The sequence below is a fragment of the Oerskovia merdavium genome (genome assembly GCF_014836755.1).
GTDB lineage: Bacteria > Actinomycetota > Actinomycetes > Actinomycetales > Cellulomonadaceae > Oerskovia > Oerskovia merdavium.
This window is the reverse complement of sequence record NZ_JACSQF010000001.1, coordinates 378,013-397,139: the sequence shown is the minus strand read 5'-3', so window position 1 is coordinate 397,139 and position 19,127 is coordinate 378,013. Positions and strand designations below refer to the sequence as shown.

15 protein-coding genes are annotated in these 19,127 nt (G+C 70.5%); 4 read left to right on the top strand and 11 right to left on the bottom strand.

Features of this window, described 5'->3' with window-relative positions; genetic code table 11:
* The 7 genes from H9641_RS01610 to H9641_RS01580 all read right to left on the bottom strand — a co-directional run bounded on the left by H9641_RS01610 (position 1) and on the right by H9641_RS01580 (position 7,249).
* A complete protein-coding gene (locus H9641_RS01610) occupies positions 1-1,134 on the bottom strand; it encodes a GNAT family N-acetyltransferase (RefSeq protein ID WP_191800385.1) in 1,134 nt (377 codons plus the stop codon).
* Complete coding sequence (locus H9641_RS01605) at positions 1,131-2,234, bottom strand: glycosyltransferase family 4 protein (protein ID WP_191800383.1); 1,104 nt, start codon at positions 2,232-2,234, stop codon at positions 1,131-1,133. The genes H9641_RS01610 and H9641_RS01605 overlap by 4 nt, the downstream gene beginning before the upstream one ends.
* 77 nt (positions 2,235-2,311) lie before the next feature.
* On the bottom strand, positions 2,312-3,304 hold the full coding sequence (locus H9641_RS01600) for a glycosyltransferase family 2 protein (RefSeq protein WP_191800381.1): 993 nt from the start codon (positions 3,302-3,304) through the stop codon (positions 2,312-2,314).
* A complete protein-coding gene (locus H9641_RS01595) occupies positions 3,298-4,140 on the bottom strand; it encodes a glycosyltransferase family protein (protein WP_191800379.1) in 843 nt (280 codons plus the stop codon). The genes H9641_RS01600 and H9641_RS01595 overlap by 7 nt, the downstream gene beginning before the upstream one ends.
* Entirely contained in the window at positions 4,141-4,959 is an 819-nt protein-coding gene (locus H9641_RS01590) for an ABC transporter permease (protein ID WP_191800377.1), read from the bottom strand.
* Positions 4,960-4,961: 2 nt separating this feature from the next.
* Entirely contained in the window at positions 4,962-6,176 is a 1,215-nt protein-coding gene (locus H9641_RS01585; RefSeq protein WP_082608444.1) for an ABC transporter ATP-binding protein, read from the bottom strand.
* A gap of 65 nt (positions 6,177-6,241) precedes the next feature.
* A complete protein-coding gene (locus H9641_RS01580) occupies positions 6,242-7,249 on the bottom strand; it encodes a glycosyltransferase family 4 protein (RefSeq protein ID WP_191800376.1) in 1,008 nt (335 codons plus the stop codon).
* A gap of 248 nt (positions 7,250-7,497) precedes the next feature.
* On the opposite strand from H9641_RS01580, the gene H9641_RS01575 reads away from it, so the two are divergent.
* The 3 genes from H9641_RS01575 to H9641_RS01565 are packed head-to-tail and all read left to right on the top strand — an operon-like array spanning position 7,498 to position 11,227.
* Positions 7,498-8,643, top strand: a complete 1,146-nt coding sequence (locus tag H9641_RS01575) for a glycosyltransferase family 4 protein (RefSeq protein WP_191800374.1) — start codon at positions 7,498-7,500, stop codon at positions 8,641-8,643.
* On the top strand, positions 8,640-9,785 hold the full coding sequence (locus H9641_RS20545) for a GNAT family N-acetyltransferase (RefSeq protein WP_191800372.1): 1,146 nt from the start codon (positions 8,640-8,642) through the stop codon (positions 9,783-9,785). Before H9641_RS01575 ends, H9641_RS20545 begins: the two co-directional genes overlap by 4 nt.
* A 2-nt stretch (positions 9,786-9,787) precedes the next feature.
* Positions 9,788-11,227 carry an apiosidase-like domain-containing protein gene (locus tag H9641_RS01565; protein WP_191800370.1) on the top strand — a complete coding sequence of 480 codons (1,440 nt, stop codon included), beginning with the start codon at positions 9,788-9,790 and terminating at the stop codon, positions 11,225-11,227.
* A 22-nt stretch (positions 11,228-11,249) separates the two neighbouring features.
* On the opposite strand, the gene H9641_RS01560 is transcribed toward H9641_RS01565, so the two are convergent.
* From H9641_RS01560 to H9641_RS01545, 4 genes are all read right to left on the bottom strand, one after another.
* The gene (locus H9641_RS01560) at positions 11,250-11,951 is read right to left on the bottom strand and encodes a GNAT family N-acetyltransferase (protein WP_191800368.1); all 702 of its coding nucleotides are present in this window, start codon (positions 11,949-11,951) and stop codon (positions 11,250-11,252) included.
* On the bottom strand, positions 11,948-13,156 hold the full coding sequence (gene lhgO / locus H9641_RS01555) for an L-2-hydroxyglutarate oxidase (RefSeq protein WP_191800366.1): 1,209 nt from the start codon (positions 13,154-13,156) through the stop codon (positions 11,948-11,950). Before lhgO ends, H9641_RS01560 begins: the two co-directional genes overlap by 4 nt.
* Before the next feature lie 63 nt (positions 13,157-13,219).
* Entirely contained in the window at positions 13,220-13,879 is a 660-nt protein-coding gene (locus H9641_RS01550; RefSeq protein WP_191800364.1) for a phosphatase PAP2 family protein, read from the bottom strand.
* Positions 13,863-15,125 carry an acyltransferase family protein gene (locus tag H9641_RS01545; RefSeq protein WP_191800362.1) on the bottom strand — a complete coding sequence of 421 codons (1,263 nt, stop codon included), beginning with the start codon at positions 15,123-15,125 and terminating at the stop codon, positions 13,863-13,865. Before H9641_RS01545 ends, H9641_RS01550 begins: the two co-directional genes overlap by 17 nt.
* 225 nt (positions 15,126-15,350) lie before the next feature.
* Between H9641_RS01545 and mfd the strand changes: the two genes are divergently transcribed.
* Positions 15,351-19,049, top strand: coding sequence for a transcription-repair coupling factor (mfd, locus tag H9641_RS01540; RefSeq protein ID WP_191800360.1), 3,699 nt, complete (start codon positions 15,351-15,353; stop codon positions 19,047-19,049).
* Positions 19,050-19,127: the final 78 nt, after the last annotated feature.

Here is a 19,127-nt window from a genome sequence, read left to right as displayed (position 1 = left end):
TCAGTCCTCGCCCAGCCGGTCACGGAGGCGATGCACCGCTCGCCCGGCAGTGGTCCGCAGCCTGAGGGCACCGTGGACAGGCCACGGGCCGAGGGCGACCGTCAGCGACACGGTGCTGACGCGGTCGGGAAAGTGCTGTGTCTGGTCGGGATAGCGGGACGGGTCCATGCAGGTGTCGAGGAGGTCGTAGGCCCCCGAGACCGAGAAGTGCTCGTTGACCAGCAAGCGCCCGAGCGAGCCGGGCGAGAACGAGCCGAAGGCCGGGGCGTATGCGTCGTACATGCAGAAGACGCTCCGGCCCGAGCTGAGGAACGTTCCCATGTAGGCCGTCTGCCCGCCATCGACGGTGAGCTCGAGGAGATGCCCGTCGCCCCTGGTGCTGAAGCCCTCGAAGACGGTGCGCCACCACTCCGCACCTCCGTCGCGCCGTGCGAAAGCCGGTCCGTCCTCGCCGCCCTTCCAGGAGCCCATCTCGAAGGCGAGGTAGGCGTCGATGTCTTGCGCCGAGCGGACCAGTGCGAGGGGGTGCTGCTCGTCACCTCCCAGGGCGTCCCGGAGCAGGCGCAGGCGTCGCCGCAGCACCCGGGCGCGTTTGGTCGAGACGAGATCCTGCCAGCTCGTCGGCCGGCGGTCCGCCGCGACCACGGCGGCGCGTTCCGAGGTGCCCCACACGTGCACGGCGCAACGCCTGCGTGCGATCTCGTCGAGGAGGGCGCGGCCCCCCGGCATGGTCGTCGTGACGAGGTGGAACGTGAAGACGCGGCCGAGAGCAGATCGGTGCGCGAGCAACGCGTCCAGGAGCGCACGCGCAGACTCCGCCGGGTCCCCTCGCAGGAGAGGGGTGCCGAGCGAGGTGTACTCGTAGAGGCCCGGACCCGCGTTGCTCGCATGGGGGAACGGCCACCGCGTGTCTCCTGGGACCGACTCGAACGGCAGTGCGGCCTGCCACGACCCGTCGGGCGACAGGGCCACGACGAGCCGGATGCCACGCCCCTCGCCGAAGTGCTGGTGCGTCGGCACGACGAACTCGGGCTCGTAGAAGACGTTGGGTTCTACGACGTCTTCCGCGAGAGCGCGCCATCGCTCGAGGTCGTCCGACGACAGGGCCGAGACGTCGACGATCCTGCCGTTCATCTCGTTCTCCTGTCGGCCGGTCGCTGTCCGACGAACGGTGCGAGGCGGTCGTCGAGCTCGTGGCGGACGGCCGACCACGTCCGGGAGCGTGCGCGGTCGATACCGGCATCGCTCCAGCGGGCGAGCTCCTCGGGCGAGTCGGCGAGTCCCTCGATCACCTGCGCCAGGGCGTCGACGCTTCCCGGTGCGACCAGGACGCCCGCGCCACGGACGGTCTCGGGGATCCCGCCGATCTCGGAGCCGACGACGGCCGCGCCCGCGGCCATGCCTTCGAGCACCGTGAGCGGGCAGGGGTCGGGCCATCGCGACGGGACGACCGCGACGTCTGCCTCACGCAGGACGTCGACGACCCCCGGGCGGTCAACGAAGCGACGGAAGACGACTCGTCCTCCGGCCGGGGTGGCGGCACGTCTCAGCTGGGCCTCGAAGTCGGTGAGAGGTGCCTCGGGGTCGAAGCCCGCACTCCCGACGACGAGGAGGTGGACGTCGGGACGCCCGAGCCGTACCACCGCATCGACGAGGACGTCGGGACCCTTCTCGGGGATCGTCCGCCCGACGAAGACGACCCGCAGCACACCGTCGTCGGTCCGCGTCCGGGGCGTGAACGCCTCCGCGTCGACCCCGTTGCGCACCACGACGACCCGGTCACGAAGCTCGGGAGGCAGGTGTGAGGCCAGCGCCTCGGCCAGATAGTCGCTCACCGCGACGATCGCGGCGGCGGGGCCGAGCGTGCGACGGGCCTCGCGCCGGTCGTACGTGCGCAGCAGCTGGTTGTGAGCGTAGAGGACGGGCGCGTGCCGGTCGGCGTCGATCAAGGGGACGGCTTGCGGCAGGTTGTGGGCGAAGAACACCGTGGGATCCCAGTCCGACTGCGCCGTGAGCGCCGGTCGCAGGGTGGCGCGCGCTGCCGGGCGCACGGCCAGGGTACGCGCGAGCGCGAGGTCGAGGTACCGGTCGGTCCGTCGGCCGGGGCGCAGGGGGTACTCGACGCTCTCGGCACTGTCGTAGCGTTCGGAGTAGGTGCCACGGGCGACGAGGACGCGTGGGCGGGGTGCGGTGGTGGGTGTCGCACCGCACAGGCCGTGCACCACGGTGGGCACGGCACTGCCGGTCCGGGGGGAGTAGTGGTCCCCCGGAGTGAGGAGATGCGTGTGTCCGAGAACCGCACCCCCTCGGCTCACGGCGTCGACACCCCCTCGGCGCGGTCCCGCCGTCGGGCGACGAGCGCGGCGGGGAACCCGGCGCCCAGTCCGATGATCTCCGCGAGCGAGCGGGTGAGCACGACCGGGGCGGTCAGCCGGCGCCGTCTCGAGGGGACGACCCCCTCGTGGTCGGGCCGCCCGCGGACCAACCGGTAGGTCGTCCGCAGGTAGTCACGCTGCTCTCGGAGAGCGGTCAGGACGTATCGTCGCAGCACCGGGGCGCGGAAGCCGAACACGCGGGCAAGGAGCACCACGTGGTTGCGCCGGGCGTAGTAGAGGTATCTCCGGTCGAACCGCTGTCCACCGGTCTGGTACGGGGCTGCGACGTGCCGCACCACGGCTGTCGGCATGAACACCAGGCGGTGGCCCGACTGTCGAACGCGCAGCGAGATGTCCGACTCCTCGCACAGGCAGGTGCCGGGATAGTTGCCACGAATGCCGCCCAGGGCGAGGAGCGTGGACCGACGGAACGACATGTTCGCGCCCAGGAGGTGATCGACGTCGATCGAACGTCCCGGATCGGCCCCGAAGTACCCGGTGAGCCGCCCGTCCGGCAGGAAGCGACCGATCAGGTCGAGCCCTCGCGACTCCTCGCCGTCGATCCCGTTCGAGGCGCGCCCACCGACACCGCCGACGCTCGGATCGGCATAGGGCCGCACGAGCTCGTCGAGCCAGTCGGGGTCGACGTACGCGTCGTCGTCGATGAACGCGACGACGTCACCGGTCGCGTTCACCAACCCGATCTGCCGTGACTCGGGCATCGTGCCCGGTCCGAGGTCGTTGCGCAGGTAACGCACGTCCGGGAAGTCCTCGCTCACGAGGGTGCGGGTGCGAGGGTCCGGGGAGGCGTCGACCACGAGCACCTCGTGGGGCGCCGTCCGCAGGGCGGCAAGGTGGCGCAGGCACTCACCCACGAAGTGCGGGCGAGCGTAGGTGATGATGACGACCGACACCGTGGGGTTCACCATTCGCCCTCCAGGTGGTCAGGAGCGTGCGTGACGCGGTACCAGTCTCGGGAGCGGAGGGGGCTCGTGAGGGCGGTGAGTCGAGGGTGTCGTGCACGACGGACCCAGGCGTCGTAGACGTCGGGCCGCGAGTACACGGCCGTGTGTCCCGACCAGCCGAACTTGCGACGCATGGTCTCGTCGGAGCGGACCCAGCTGTAGTGGATCACCGCGTCCTCATGGCCCACGACCTCGTGGACCGTGGCCGTCCGCGGGTGGAAAGGGTCGGTGTTCCACGGCCGCAGGTCGACGCGGAAGAGCGGTACGTCTGCCTGCCGGCAGTGTCTGAGCGTGGTCCCTGACCGGACAGCGAGCGGTCCGGGGAAGCTCGCGGCCGGGCGGCCTGATCGGGTGCTGGCCTCGAGGTAGGTACCAGGGCCGACGCGGGCGTAGAGCCACCGCGCAGGGTAGTCGACGCCACCGTGGCCCGACGCCTCGGCCGACCGGATGGCCGACACCAGCGGGGCCGACGACGGGAGCACCTCGTCGGTGTCGAGCTGGAGCACCCAGTCCGCGCCCTCGGACGCGAGGTCGAGCGCGGTCTGGCGCTGGTACGTGTCGTTCTCGAGGGGTTCGTGGTCGAGGCGGGCGAACGCCCCGGGGACGAACACGCACTTGTCCTCGGTGTCGATGGCTCGCAGTATCTCCAGGCACTGCTCGACGGGGATCGGGGTACCCGTCCACGACAGACCCTCCGCGTCGTACGACACGACGATCCGGTCCACCACGTCGTAGTAGGACTGCACGCTCTGGGCGAGGAACGCCGGGTCGGCAGCCAGCACGTACGCGTGGAGGCGCACTCAGATCACGTCCGCGAACTCGCGCTCGAACTTCTGGAACACGAACATGCCCCACGTGAGCACCAGGAGCGAGACGACGACGGCGCCGACGAACTTCCACGGCTCGGGTGCGGGGGTGCCCAGCAGCGACCAGCGGAACAGGTCGAGGAACCATGCGAGCGGGTTGAGGTTGAACAGCGTGGTGAGGTTCGACGGGACGTCGCTGACCGAGTACGCGACGGGCGATGCGAACATGAGGGTCTGGACGAGCCAGGGCAGCACGTAGGCCACGTCACGGTATCGGACCATGATCGCCGATGCCGCCAGCCCTAGTCCCGCACCCAGGAACGCGATCAGGACCGCCCAGAGGGGGAGGAGCAGCACAGGCCATCCAGGATTGATGCCGTAGACGAACAGCAGCACGATGCAGAGCCCGAGCGCGATGACGAAGTCGACGAAGACGGAGAGGATCCCCGACAGGGGGACGAGGATCCGCGGGAAGTACACCTTGGAGATCAGCGCCTGGCTACCGACCATGGAGCCGGCCGAACGGTTGAGCACCTGGGAGAACAGGTTCCAGGCGAGCATCCCGACGAAGCTGAAGATGAAGTAGGGCTTGCCGTCGCTCGACAGCCCCGCGACCTGGCCGAAGACGATCGAGAAGATGCCCGCCGAGACGAGCGGCTGCAGCAGGACCCACACGACGCCGACGGCGGTCTGGCGGTAGCGCAGGACGATGTCTCGCATGCCGAACCGATAGAGGACCTCCCGGGCGTTCCACATCTCCCGCAGGTTCGGCGCGGCGAACCGGCCGGGCGGCGTGATGACGGTCTGAACCACGGTCAGTCCTCCTTGTAGTCGAAGTCGGCGAGGACGAGCCCCTTGGTCAGCGCTTCGTCGCCGGCCAGCTCGGGGTACGGGTTGTGCGGGAGCACCTCGAAGCCGGCTGCGCCCTCCCAGGCGTCGAGGACACCGGTCTTGCAGACGAAGACGTCCACGGTGTAGCGGCCGGGCTTGAGCCAGGGCGTCCGGACGGTCAGCCGGATGGTGTGTTCCGTCGCGGCGTCGTACCACCCGCCGACCACGCGCGAGTCGCACTGCACGAGGACGCTGCCGTTGACGTCGTTGATGTGGCAGGACACGAAGTAGCTCCCGATGAGCTTCGGGTTGGCACCGACCCGGACGAGGATCGTCTTCTCCCCGTCGGGCTCGAGCTGGTCTTCGCCGATCTCCACGTCGATCGCCCGGAGCTCTCCCGATCCAGGCCGGGTGCCGGCGTCCCGTTGTTCGAGGGCGAACTTCTCGAAGCTGCGCCGGTACAGGTCGAGCGCGCCCGCGACGTCTCCCTCGTACGCCAGGCGTCCTTTGTCGAGATAGATCGCCGACGTGCACAGTGCGGTGACCGTCTGCACCTGGTGGCTCACGAACAGGACGGTTCGTCCGTCCTTCGCGACGTCGCGCATCTTCGCGAGCGACTTCGCCTGGAACTCGGCGTCTCCCACGGCCAGGACCTCGTCGATCGCCAGGATCTCCGTCTCGAGGTGTGCCGCGACGGAGAAGGCGAGGCGGACGTACATCCCGGAGGAGTACCGCTTGACGGGCGTGTCGAGGAACTGCGCGACTCCCGAGAAGTCGACGATCTCGTCGAAGTGTCGCCGGATCTCTCCACGCGTCATCCCGAGCAGAGCGCCGTTGAGGTAGATGTTCTCGCGGCCGGTCAGCTCCGGGTGGAAGCCCGTCCCGACCTCGAGGAGCGACCCGATGCGTCCGTTGAGCTCGATCCGGCCGCGTGTCGGGGCAGTGATCCTGGTCAGGACCTTGAGCAGTGTCGACTTCCCGGCGCCGTTGCGTCCGATGATGCCGGTCGCCTCGCCCCACGGGATGTCGAACGTCAGATCGTCGAGCGCGTCGAACAGCTCGTGCGACCCGCGGCGGACCGGATTGCGTGCCCAGCGAAGCGCTGCTTCGACGGCGGTCGTCGGACGGTCGCCCGAGAGACCGATGCGATAGGTCTTGCCGAGGCCGGCGACACGCACCGCAGGAGTGGAGGAGGACACACAGGGAACGATAGCCAAGTGACGGGGTTCGTAGCACCGCGGACGGGGTGAATTGCGCTCCCGAGTCAGGCGGCGGCCAGCACGCGCCGCCAGATCTCGGCGTGCTTGGTCGCGCTCGCCTCCCACGTGAAGCTGCGCGCTCGGGCGCGACCACGCTCGATCATGTCCGAGAGCGGCACCTCGCCCCGGAGCACCGCGATCAGTGCTTCGGCGATCCCGTCGGCGTCGGGCTCGACGAGCAGTGCGGCGTCCCCGCAGACCTCCGGCAACGACGACCGGTCGGCGGCGACGACCGGGACCCCGCAGGCCATGGCCTCGATCGCGGGCAGCCCGAAGCCCTCGTACAGCGACGGCACCACGACGGCGCGCGCACCGGCGACCAGGCCCGGAACGAGCCGTGAGGGCACCCTTCCGACGCGCGTCGCCGTCCGCGAGGGGCCGAACAGCGCGTCGCGTCGCGTCGACGGCGGGCCGGAGAGCACGAGCAGGGCGTCGGGGACCGCGCGTTCCACGAGGCGCCAGGCCGCAGCGAGACCGTCGAGGTTCTTGCGCTGCGAGGAGCCTCCCGCGTGCAGCACATAGGGGCGCTCGACTCCGAGGCGCGCCAGGTCGTCCTTCGACAGGGGCTCGGCGTGGAAGAACGCGTCGTCGACGCCGTTGTGGACGACGTCGACGTGCTCGAGCCCGAGGCGCTCGGCCACGTCGTCGGCGGAGAACCGAGAGACGGACACGACGGCGGCGGCGCGTCGGGCCTCGACGGCCGCGTGCGGCTCGGGGGTACCTTCGTCCGGGAATCGCCAGGCGACCGTGTCGTGGATGGTGACGACCTCTGGCCCTGGGGCGGGCGGGAGCGAGAGACCCATCCGATGGACGAGCCCGCTCCGCGGATAGACGAGCCTCCCGGCCGCGCGTCGCACCGAGGAGGGAGCGGCGCCGAGGACCCACGCCGGCAGCCGATCAGTCCCGGGCAGATCGGACCGGAGGCTCCGCACGACGGTCCGGCGGACGTCGAGCTCGGGGGCCACCTGCGGCGCTCGCCGCGCGATCTCCTCCTCGTAGACCTGTGCCCCCATCGGGGCAGCAGAAGCGAGAGTGGCTATGGTCAGCCGTGTCGGCACGGTGCTCCTCGAGGTTCTTGACACAGGGCGCTCGACGGTGCAACGCCATGGTCACGATTCTCTCTCATCGGGGTCGGGTGGCACGGGTGAATCTTGCCCGTCGAGGTCACAGCCGCAGACCGACGACGTATGCTCCTGGCCTGGGGTGGCTTGGCGATCGGCAGCCGAACGAGACACGGGACGACGAGGTGGAGACCTGACCGATGACCGACGTCGTGCTGGTGACGAGCTCGTTCCTCCCTCGCTTCGGCGGTGTCGAGGAGCACGTGCTCAACGTCGCGCGGGAGCTGCGAGCGCAAGGGGTCTCCGTCGCGATCTGGGCCGTCGACCAGAGCGACGTGGGGGCTCCCTCCGAGGTCGACGGGATCGTCGTGCGCTACCTGCCGTGCCCGCTGCCCGCTCGTTCCCCGCGCGCCGTCCTGTCCTTCGCCCGGAGAGCCCCGCAGGCACTCGCCGAGTGGCGTCGGGCGATGCGCGCGGATTCGCCGCGAATGCTCCACGTGCACTGCTTCGGCCCCAACGGTGTCTGGGCATCGGCTGTGGCGAGCATGTACCGGACCCCGTTCGTCGTCACCACTCACGGCGAGACCTTCGGTGATGCCGACGGGGTCTTCCAGTCGTCCAGGCTGCTCCCTGCTGCACTCCGGCGGTCTCTGCGCAGAGCCGCGGCGGTGACCGCCTGTTCCAGGTACGCCGCCCACGACCTGACGTCGTACGGCGTCGATCCGGCTGACGTTGTCGTGATCCCCAACGGCATCGACCTGCACGAGCCTGCGGGGGCTGCGCCTGCGGGGCTTCCGGGGCGCTACGTCCTGGGTATCGGTCGGCTCGTCGACAACAAGGGCATGGATCTTCTGGTGGAGGCCTTCGCCGCGGCGTCGCTCCCCGACGACGTGGGACTCGTCATCGCAGGGGACGGCCCGGCTCGTCGCGGGCTGGAGAGGCTGGTGGGCGACCTGGGCATCGACGACCGGACACTGTTCACCGGTGCGCTCGAACGGCCCCAGGTCGTCGAGTGCATGTCCCGCGCGGAGCTGCTCGTGGTCGCCAGCCGTGCGGAGGCGTTCGGCATCGCGATCCTCGAGGGGTGGCGTGCAGGGCTCCCTGTCATCGCGACGACGCACGGTGGGCCCCCGGAGTTCGTGACGACAGGGGTCGACGGCCTGCTGGTAGACCCGGAGGACACGGTGCGCCTCTCCGCCGCGATCACCGCGGTGGTGGACGATCCCGTGCTGGCCCACCGACTGGGAGACGCGGGCAGGGTCCGGGCGGCAGGCTACAGCTGGAAGCGGGTCGCGGGAGACTACGTCGAGCAGTACCGCCGCTCCGGCGCGAGGAGCGGTTCGTGAGGGCGAAGACTGTCCGGCTGTCGGACGTCGGTACGCAGGACGCGGACGCGTGGCGAGGGCTGTCGTCCGACGCCGTCGAACCGAACCCCTACTTCGACGTCGACTTTCTGCGTACCACGCACCGTCGGCTGCGTCCCGACGTCGACCCCTGGGTCGTCCTCGTCGGGGACGACGACAGACTGTGTGGTGTCCTCCCTTACGTCCAGAGGCGCTCGCGGACGGGGGCGGTGGTGCGCAGCACAGGACCTCCGCTCGGCTCCACCGTGGTGGACCTCCAGACGCCGCTGCTGCGGCGAGGGCGGCATCTCGAGGCGTCGCGAGGGATCCTCGCTGAGGTCGGCCGGGGGGCGTACGGGGCGCCCGTCGTCGTCATCGTCGAGCAGCAGCGGCTCGACGGTCCGGCGTGGGACGGCCTCGTCGGTGCCGTCGGGGGCTCGAACGTGCTGGTCCGGCACCGGGGCGAACGGGGGGCGGTCCTGCCCGCGCACGGTTCCACGGGCTCAGGGACGAACGACCGGCCGGCGTCGGGCCGGCCGGTGGCGATCGACGCCACGATGCTCGGGCACCTGTCGGGCAGTCGTCGCAAGTCGCTCAACCGGTCGCTGTCCGGCCTGGCCCGGGAGCTCGGCCCCGTCACCTGGTCCGACCGTTCGGACGACCCGCAGGCGATCGTCGACTTCATCGCGCTCGAGCAGCGGGGATGGAAGGGCGACGTCGCGCGGGGAGGAGAAGGAGTGGCGACGCGTCCGGACGGCGCACGGTGGCTCGTCGAGGTGACGGACAGTCTGCGGGACGCCGACGAGCTCTTCGTCGGTGAACTGCGCGCGGGGGACGTCACCCTGTTCGCGACCATCGATCTCCGCGCGGGCGACCGCTGGTTCGGGATGCGCGACGCCTACGACGAGCGGTTCTCAAGGTTCGGCGTCGGCAACCTGGGGCGGCTCTCCGAGATCCGGCACATGGAGCAGAGCGGTCTTCAGTTCGACTCCAGCGCCAACCCGCAGACCTATCCGCAAGCTTCCGCGCTCTACCCTGGCCGACTGCCCGTGGGCAAGATCGTGTACGGGGCGAACGCCGCGGGCCGGGCTGCCCTGCGGATCGCCCGGACGCTCGAGCGCGCCCGTGCGGCGGTGAGACGATGACGATGCGCACGCGAGCGGTCGGTGCGCTCCTCCTCGCCTTGCTGCTCGGAGCGTGCACCAGCGGGCCCCAGGAGCGCGAGCCGAGCCTCACCACGGGACCGAGCACCGCCGGACCGCAGTCGTCGGCACCGGCACGCTCCGAGAGCGCTCCGCCGTCGGCGCCGACGGGCACCTGGTCCACGGAGGGCCTGCCGGTCGTCGCGGGAGCCGACGGGCAGCACCTGGTCGACCAGCGGGGCGATCCCCTCCTGGTCCACGCAGAGACCATCTGGGCAGCGATGCAGAGTCTCGACGGCGACGAGTTCGCCGCGCACATGGCCCGTCGGCACGCCCAGGGCTTCAACGCGGTGCTCATGACTCCGGTGCCCTGGATCGGCCTCGATGGTGAGTCCATGGCCACGGTGGACGGGCTGCGCCCGTTCGAGGACGACGGCGTCACGTTCGTCGAGGAGTACTGGGCAGAGCTGGACCGTCGTCTTGCCGTGGCACGGGAGAACGGGATCACGGTCTTCCTCGCGGCCTCGGGGGTCGGCGTCGCGGCCGAGCAGCAGGGGCACGCATGGGGTGCGGACCAGGCGAGCGCGATGGGCCGGGCGATCGGGGAGCGCTACGCGGCCACCCCGGGGATCGTGTGGCTCATGGGGGTCGACTACCGCCCGGAGGACTGGGAACGGTATGACGCCGAGATGCTCGCCTTCGTCGACGGGCTTCGGGCGGGTGGCGACCGGCACCTGGTGACGGTCCAGTACTACAACACCGACTCGACGTCCTACGACAACCCTGCCTGGCGTGGTGTCTACCAGCTCGAGGCCGCCTACACCTACCGACCTTCCTACGGCCCGGTCCTGACCGCCTACGAGCGCGGCATCGCGCCGGTCATGCTCATCGAGGCGAACTTCGAGTCCGAGAACAACGAGGGCGGCCCGCCGACGACGGACGAGACGCTCCGCCGTCAGATGCTCTGGACCTACACGTCGGGTGGGACCGGCGCCGCGTACGGTCACCGCTCGGTGTGGCAGTTCAGCGACGACTGGGAGTCGGTGACGGACACTCCCGCCGTCGAGCAGCTCCAGCTGATCCACGCGCAGTTCTCGTCGATCCGGTGGTGGGACCTCGTCCCCGACGCTGACGACGCGCTCCTGGTCGAGGGCGGCGGCGAGGCGACCACCCGAGGGACGCAGGACGGCGGGTTCGCCGACGTTCTCGAGTCCGACCGGGCGACGTCGGCCCGTAGCGCGGCGGGAGACCTCGCCGTCGTCTACGTCCCCACCGCGCGCAGGCTCTCCCTGGACCTCTCGCTCGTCCCGGAGGTGACCCGTGCGCGGTGGTTCGACCCGACGTCGGGTGCACTCGTGGAGTTCGCCCTGACGGCGGACATGACGACCCCCGGCGCCAACGCCGCGGGGGACGGCGACTGGCTCCTGCTCCTCGATCGCGGCTGAGCGCCCGCAGGCTTCCCGGTGCCTACGGAGACGGTATGTCGAGGACCAGCCCGTGGTGGCAGGCGTCCTGCCACCGGACGTCGTCGTCGGGGGTCGCGTGGTAGGCGCTGCGCATGACGCCTTCCTTCTCGAGACCGAGCGAGGTGCTCATGAAGCAGGCCGGTCTGTTGAGCACGTTGTGGCGCGAGACGACGCGGTGGACCTGCTGGGTCTCTCGGAGCCAGGTCAGGACGAGTTCGACCGGTTCCCGGCCGAACGCCTTCCCGCGGAACGCGGGACGAAGCGCGATGGCCAGCTCGACCGTCTGCGGGACGTCTCGCAGGGGGAAGATCGTCAGCTCGCCGACGTACTGGTCGTCGTCCGTCGTCGCGATCGCGATCGAGTACGGCCCCCTGCTCTCCTTGAACATCCGGTTGCGCACCGCGAGCCAGCGCGCGTACTCCGCCGTCGTGGTCATTGGTTCGAGCAACGGGTTCCAGAACAGGATGCCGGCGGATCCTTCGAGCTCGATGCGTCCCTCGCAGTCGGACACCACGTGCTGGCGCAGCGTGGCGACCGGTCCGGCGATGCCGCCGGCCGGGAACGGCGGAAGCATGAGCTCGGTGTAGTAGCCGACCCGCCACCGCACCGCCTCGACGACGCGGGTCTGCAGTCGGAGCCAGAGATCCTGGACGTCTGCCGGGAGCGGAAGCACTCGCCGTGAGGTGCGGCTCTGCGCGTTCATGCCGCGATACCCGCATCGAGCTCGCGCTCGATGTGCTTGGCGATCTCGAGCGAGGCCGTGGCCGCAGGGGACGGAGCGTTGAGCACGTGGACCTGCCGGGGGACCGTCTGGATCAGGAAGTCGTCGACGAGCCCGCCGTCACGTCGAAGTGCTTGGGCACGGACGCCGGCGGGCGAGGGAGTGAGGTCGTCGCGACCGATCTCGGGGACGAGGCGGGCGAGCGACGATGCGAAGAGAGAGCGTGACATCGAACGTGCCACCTCACGGGCACCTGGAACCCAGTTGCGTGCCCCGAGACGCCACAGGCCGGGCCAGGTCAGGGCGTCTGCGACGTCCGCGGGCGACACGTCACGCCACCTGTAGCCCTCGCGTGCCAGGGCGAGAACCGCGTTCGGCCCGGCGTGGACTCCGCCCCCCACCATCTTGGTCAGGTGCACACCGAGGAACGGGAAGCGGGGATCCGGCACAGGGTAGATGAGTCCGTTCACGAGCTCGGCCGCCTGGGGTGCCAGCTCGAAGTACTCACCGCGGAACGGGACGATGCGCGCCTCGGGCTCGAGACCGCATGCCCGAGCGAGCCGGTCCGCGTGCAGGCCGCCGCAGACGACCAGGGCATCGGCGACGATCTCCTCGCGCTGCCCTCCGTCGAGGACATCCACCCATGCCCGAACGCGGTCGCCCTCGGTCCGGGCGCCGCGGAAGGCCCGTCCGAACAGGATCTCGCCGCCGCCGGCGCGCACCTGGTCCGCCAGCGCTCGGCACACGCCGCGATAGTCGACGATGCCGGTGCTCTCGACGTGCAGCGCCGCACGACAGACCACGTGGGGCTCGTACTCGCGTGCCTCGGCCGCGGAGATCTCACGCACGGGCACGCCGTTCGCCCGTCCACGCTCAGCCAGCACCGCGAGCCGTGCGACCTCGTCCTCCTCGACGGCGACGACCAGCTTGCCGCACGTCTCGACCGCGATCCCGTGCTCCTCGGCGAACTCCGTCATGGACCGCGCCCCCGCGGTACCGAGCGTCGCCTTGAGGCTGCCGGGTGGGTAGTACAGACCCGAGTGGATCACTCCGGAGTTGCGGCCGGTCTGGTGCTCGGCGACGTCCGCCTCTTTCTCGAGGACCGTCACCTCGTCCCCGCGGGCCGCGAGCCGGGCCGCTGTCGCGAGCCCGATGATCCCTGCCCCGACCACGATGAAGCGTGTCATGTCCTACCTCTTTCGGTCGGCGCCCTCCCAGAGGACGGCGCACACGGTCCGATTGTGCACCGGTCACGCCGGTGCCGTTCTCGGGACGCGCAGGAGCGCGCAGGTCAGGCACGTCACCGAGCCGACGAGCAGGACCGATGCGAGGGCGTCGCTCGGTCTGTGCGCGTGGCCGACGACCGATGCGACGCATGCGACCAACACGACGCCACCGGCGACCCAGGGCGCGCTGCGGGGGAGCGGCGGCGGCCAGAGCAGGAGCGTGGCCACGACGAGTGCCGTGGCCACGGTGACATGACCCGAGGGAAAGCTGTTGACCGTGTAGCCGAGGTCGCCGAGGTAGGGGCGCTCGAGCACGTCCTCCTTGAGGACCTCCGACAGGACGGCTGACACGAGGACAACGACCGTGGCTGCGGCGAGCAGACGCCAGCGGCGACGGCGGGCGGAGAGCGCCCCGAGCACGAGAGCCACCAGCCCGACGGCCACAGGCAGGCCAGGCCGTAGGAGCCCTGCGAGTGGTGCGAACACCTGGTTCATGGATTGCGCGTCGGCGAAGAGCAGGATGTCCTGGCGCTGGCCCGGGGAGGTACGGACAGCCCACCAGTAGAGCGTGACGAACCCGACGGTGAGTCCGAGGAACCCGAGCAGGAGGAACGGCCGGGAGAGGGCGCGCCGCGGGACGCGAGGGACCGGGCAGGTCTCAGTTGGGTCATCGGTGGAAGGCATGCAGCACCGTTCCGATCCGGGCGGTCCGCAGTCGGGACGACCAGGCCATCGCTGGCCTCTCTACCAGGCGATGGACCACCGAGGCTGCACCGAGAGAGACCGCCGCTGCGACCGCGTATGCGGCGAGTGCACCGACCGTGCTGTCGCCGGTGACCTTGTATGCGCCCGCCATGACGGTGTCGATCACGGGAAGGTGCACCAGGTACAGCGAGTAGGAGAGGGTTCCGAGGTAGAGCAACCAGCGAGGAGGCTGCATCGACATCTTGCCCGTGATGAGGAGCAGAAGGATTGCCAGCCCGGTCAGGTAGGCGAACCAGTGACTTCCCCAGGGATCCGCGACTGGGGACCATAGCGAGACGGCCACACACCAGACCCCCACGATGCCGCAGATGGCGGCGATCACGTGACCGCTGAGCCTGCCGAGCATGAACCAGGTGATCGCCATGCCGAAGCAGAACATCCACCAGGTACCGATGAACCATGGTCCGCCGTCGGCGCCGAGGAACGGGAGGCTCAGCGAGACCAATCCGAGCAAGAGCGCAATGGTCGTCACGAAGCGGATGCGGTGCTCGGTTGGTCCTGGGCCTCGCGAAATCCAGCCTGACGCGATGACGAGGACCACGACCACGAGATAGAACTGGACCTCGAGGCAGAGGGTCCAGGCGACGGCAAGGACAGCGGGCGCGCCGGCGATGTCCTGAAGGTAGAACATGTTGAGGAGGACGTCGCCAGTGGTCAGTGTCCGTGACTCAAGACCGGGCACGAGGCGCTCGCCGACCGCGAGCACCAGGACGATCGCCATGACGACGTAATACGGGGGGTCGAGACGCACTTGGCGGCGGAGCGCGAACCGGACCCCGTCGCGCACCCGCGGGCCCAGGTCTCGAGTGGTGTAGGCGATGACGAACCCCGAGATGACGAAGAAGACCGCGACGCCGCTGCGAGCGTAGTCCGAGAAGATCTCAACCGGGCCAGGGAACGCGGCGGCAAGTACGTCTGTCTGAGGGGGGCTTCGGAACAAGTGAAAGACGAGCACCGACATCGACGCGATCCCACGCATTGCGTCGATGGGCAGGAACCGTCCGGCGGGTGGCGGCTTCATCGCCCGGCCCCCTCCCCGTCGGTGCTCTCGGTGCTCTCGGTGCTCTCGGTCGCTCGGCGTGACCGTTCCGCCGTCAGTATCGAGGCTAGTGGTCGGCCCGACGTCGGCGTCAACGTCGACGCGGGGTGAAACGACACGTGTCATCGATGGATGGTCCGCCGCGACCGGACACGGCAAGGTGTCGGTCCCTCGGCGTAATCTGGTGCTCGCACCCCCAGCCCGGACCGTCTCCACCTCGGTTCGGGCCGCTCGTGCTGTTCCGGCGCGCCCGCCTCTCGCTGTGGGTCGCGTCGAACGGTGTCCACACCTGCCCGGGCTCTTGCCCGTGGGCGCCCTGCCACGCCGTCGGTGACCTGCTCGAAGGAACACATGAACCTCACCGGAATCCTGCCCGCCCTCCTGGCCGACCCGACCGCGCGCGCGGTCGTCGAGCACGTGCGCCTGCGGGGCGCCGTCGACGTCGTCGGACCGGTCGGCGTGCGCCCGCCGTTGCTCGCCGCGATGGCGGGGGCGACCGCGACCGGGGAGACCACCGGGGCAGAGAGGGGCGCCCCCGCCCAGGGCTCCCGGCCCCTCGTCGTCGTCACCGCGACGGGGCGCGAGGCCGACGAGCTCGCCGCGAGCGTGCGCGCCTACCTGCCCGACGAGCTGGGCGACCTGGTCGCGGTCCTGCCCGCGTGGGAGACGCTGCCGCACGAGCGTCTGTCGCCGCGCAGCGACACGGTCGCCAAGCGGCTCGCGGTGTTCCGGCGCCTCGCGCACCCGACCAGCGAGATCAGCCAGTCGGGCCCGGTGCGCGTCCTGGTCATGCCGGTCCGGGCCCTGCTGCAGCCGGTCGTCGAGGGCCTGGGCGACCTGGAGCCGGTCGAGCTGAGCACGGGCGAGACGGCCGACCTCACGGACGTGGCCGAGCGCCTGAGCGCGGCCGCCTACCAGCGCGTGGACATGGTCGAGCGGCGCGGCGAGTTCGCGGTGCGTGGCGGCATCCTCGACGTGTTCCCGCCGACCGAGGACCACCCGCTGCGCGTCGAGTTCTGGGGCGACGAGGTCACGGAGATCCGCTGGTTCGCGGTCGCGGACCAGCGCAGCCTGGAGATCGCGGACCACGGCGTGTGGGCGCCGCCGTGCCGCGAGATCCTCCTCACGGACGCGGTGCGTGCCCGCGCGGCCGAGCTGATCGAGACGCTCCCCGGAGCGACCGACATGCTCGACAAGCTCGCCGCCGGCATCGCCGTGGAGGGCATGGAGTCCCTCGCACCCGTCCTCGTGGACCGCATGCTGCCCGTCCTGGAGCTCGTCCCCGACGACGCGCTGCTGATCATCAACGACCCCGAGCGAGTGCGCCGTCGCGCGCACGACCTCGTCGCGACGACCGAGGAGTTCCTCGCCGCCGCCTGGACCGGTGCGGCCGCGGGCGGCTCGACCCCGATCAACCTCTCGGCCGCGTCGTTCGAGACGTTCGCCGACGTCCACGACGTCGCCGAGCGTCGCGGCCTCGGGTGGTGGACGCTCAGCCCGTTCGGCCTCGACGAGGGCGCGACCCCCGACAGCGAGACGCACCCGGGTGACGAGCTCCCCGGAGGCGAGGGCCCGACGTCGGGCATGGGCACGGACGGCGTGACCACCTTCACCGTGCCCGCGCGCAACGTCGAGTCCTACCGCGGGGACGTCGCGCGCGCGCGCGACGACCTGCGCTCGCTCCAGCACGCCGGCTGGCGACTGGTCCTGACGACCGAGGGCCACGGTCCCGCGCGCCGCATGACCGAGCAGCTGTCCGCGGTCGACACCGCGGCGCGTCTGGTCGCGTCGATCGACACCGAGCCCGAGGGCGGCGTGGTGCTCGTGACGCCCGCGCCCGTGGGGCCGGGCTTCGTCGCGCCAGAGCTCAAGCTGGCGGTCTTCAGCGAGTCGGACCTCACAGGACGCCAGGGGTCGAGCACGCGCGACATGCGCAAGATGCCCTCGCGGCGGCGCAACGTCGTCGACCCCCTCGCGCTGCGCGCGGGCGACTACGTGGTGCACGAGCAGCACGGCGTGGGGAAGTTCGTCGAGCTCGTGCAGCGCACGCTCGGCACGGGCGGCAACGCCGCGACGCGCGAGTACCTCGTGATCGAGTACGCGAGCAGCAAGCGCGGCCAGCCGGGCGACCGCCTGTTCGTGCCGTCCGACCAGCTCGACCAGGTCACCAAGTACACGGGCGGCGAGTCACCCAGCCTGAACAAGATGGGCGGCTCGGACTGGGCCAAGACCAAGAGCCAGGCGCGCAAGCACGTCAAGGAGATCGCGGGCGAGCTCATCCGCCTCTACAGCGCCCGCATGGCGACGCAGGGGCACGCGTTCGGCCCCGACACCCCGTGGCAGCGCGAGCTCGAGGACGCGTTCGCGTACGTCGAGACGCCCGACCAGCTCGTCACGATCGACGAGGTCAAGGCCGACATGGAGAAGCCCGTCCCCATGGACCGGCTCGTGTGCGGCGACGTCGGGTACGGCAAGACCGAGATCGCGGTCCGGGCGGCGTTCAAGGCCGTGCAGGACGGCAAGCAGGTCGCGGTCCTGGTCCCCACGACGCTCCTGGTCCAGCAGCACTTCCAGACGTTCGCCGAGCGCTACTCGGCGTTCCCCGTGACGGTCAAGGCACTGTCACGCTTCCAGACCGAGGCCGAGTCCAAGGAGACGGTCGAGGGGCTCAAGGACGGCTCGGTCGACGTCGTCATCGGCACGCACCGCATCATCTCCGGGTCCATCAAGTTCAAGGACCTGGGCCTGGTCATCATCGACGAGGAGCAGCGGTTCGGCGTCGAGCACAAGGAGACGCTCAAGCAGCTCCGGACCAACGTCGACGTGCTCGCCATGAGCGCGACCCCCATCCCGCGCACGCTCGAGATGGCCGTCACGGGCATCCGCGAGATGTCGACGCTCGCGACCCCGCCCGAGGAGCGCCACCCCGTGCTCACGTACGTGGGCGCGTACGAGGAGAAGCAGATCTCGGCCTCGATCCGGCGCGAGCTGCTCCGCGAGGGCCAGGTCTTCTACGTGCACAACAAGGTCGAGACGATCGACCGCACGGCCCAGCGTCTGCGGGAGCTGGTCCCCGAGGCCCGCATCGGCGTCGCGCACGGCAAGATGAGCGAGTCCCAGCTCGACCAGACGATCACGGCGTTCTGGGAGAAGGAGCTCGACGTCCTGGTCTGCACCACGATCATCGAGACCGGCCTCGACATCTCCAACGCCAACACGCTCATCCTGGAGCGCGCCGACATGCTGGGCCTGTCCCAGCTCCACCAGCTCCGTGGCCGCGTGGGTCGTGGGCGCGAGCGCGCCTACGCGTACTTCCTGTACCCGCCAGAGCGCCCCCTGACGGACACCGCGCACGACCGCCTCGCGACCATGGCCGCCAACACGGACCTGGGCGCGGGCATGCAGATCGCCATGAAGGACCTCGAGATCCGCGGCGCGGGCAACCTCCTGGGCGGCGAGCAGTCGGGGCACATCGCGGGCGTCGGTTTCGACCTGTACGTGCGCATGGTCGGGGAGGCCGTGGCGTCGTTCAAGGGCGAGGTCGAGGAAGAAGCTCCCGAGGTCTCGATCGAGCTCCCGGTCGACGCGCACATCCCGCACGACTACATCGCGCACGAGCGCCTGCGCCTCGAGGCGTACCGCAAGATCGCGGCGGCCCAGGACGAGCCCGCGCTCGCCGAGGTGCGGGCCGAGCTCGTCGACCGCTACGGCGCGCTCCCGGAGGTCGTCGAGGCGCTGTTCGCCGTCGCCGACTTCCGCAACCACGCGCGCCGCGCGGGGCTCGCGGACGTCACGGCGCAGGGCAAGTTCGTGCGCTTCGCGCCCGTCGACCTCCCGGAGTCCGCGGAGCTGCGCCTCAAGCGGCTCTACCCGGGCACCATGCTCAAGCCCGCGATCCGCGCGTTCCTCGTGCCCTTCCCGACGACGGCGCGCATCGGTGGCCGTCCGCTGCGGGGCATGGAGGTGCTCGCCTGGGCACGCCAGCTCATCGACGCGGTCATCACGGGCGACGTGAGTGCGGCCGCGTCGGTGGGGACGGCGAAGCGGTAGCCGTCTCCGGTGTGGTGGCGGTCGACGTGACCACCACCACACCCGCCGCGCGTATCCATACCGCTCGGTCGGTGAGAT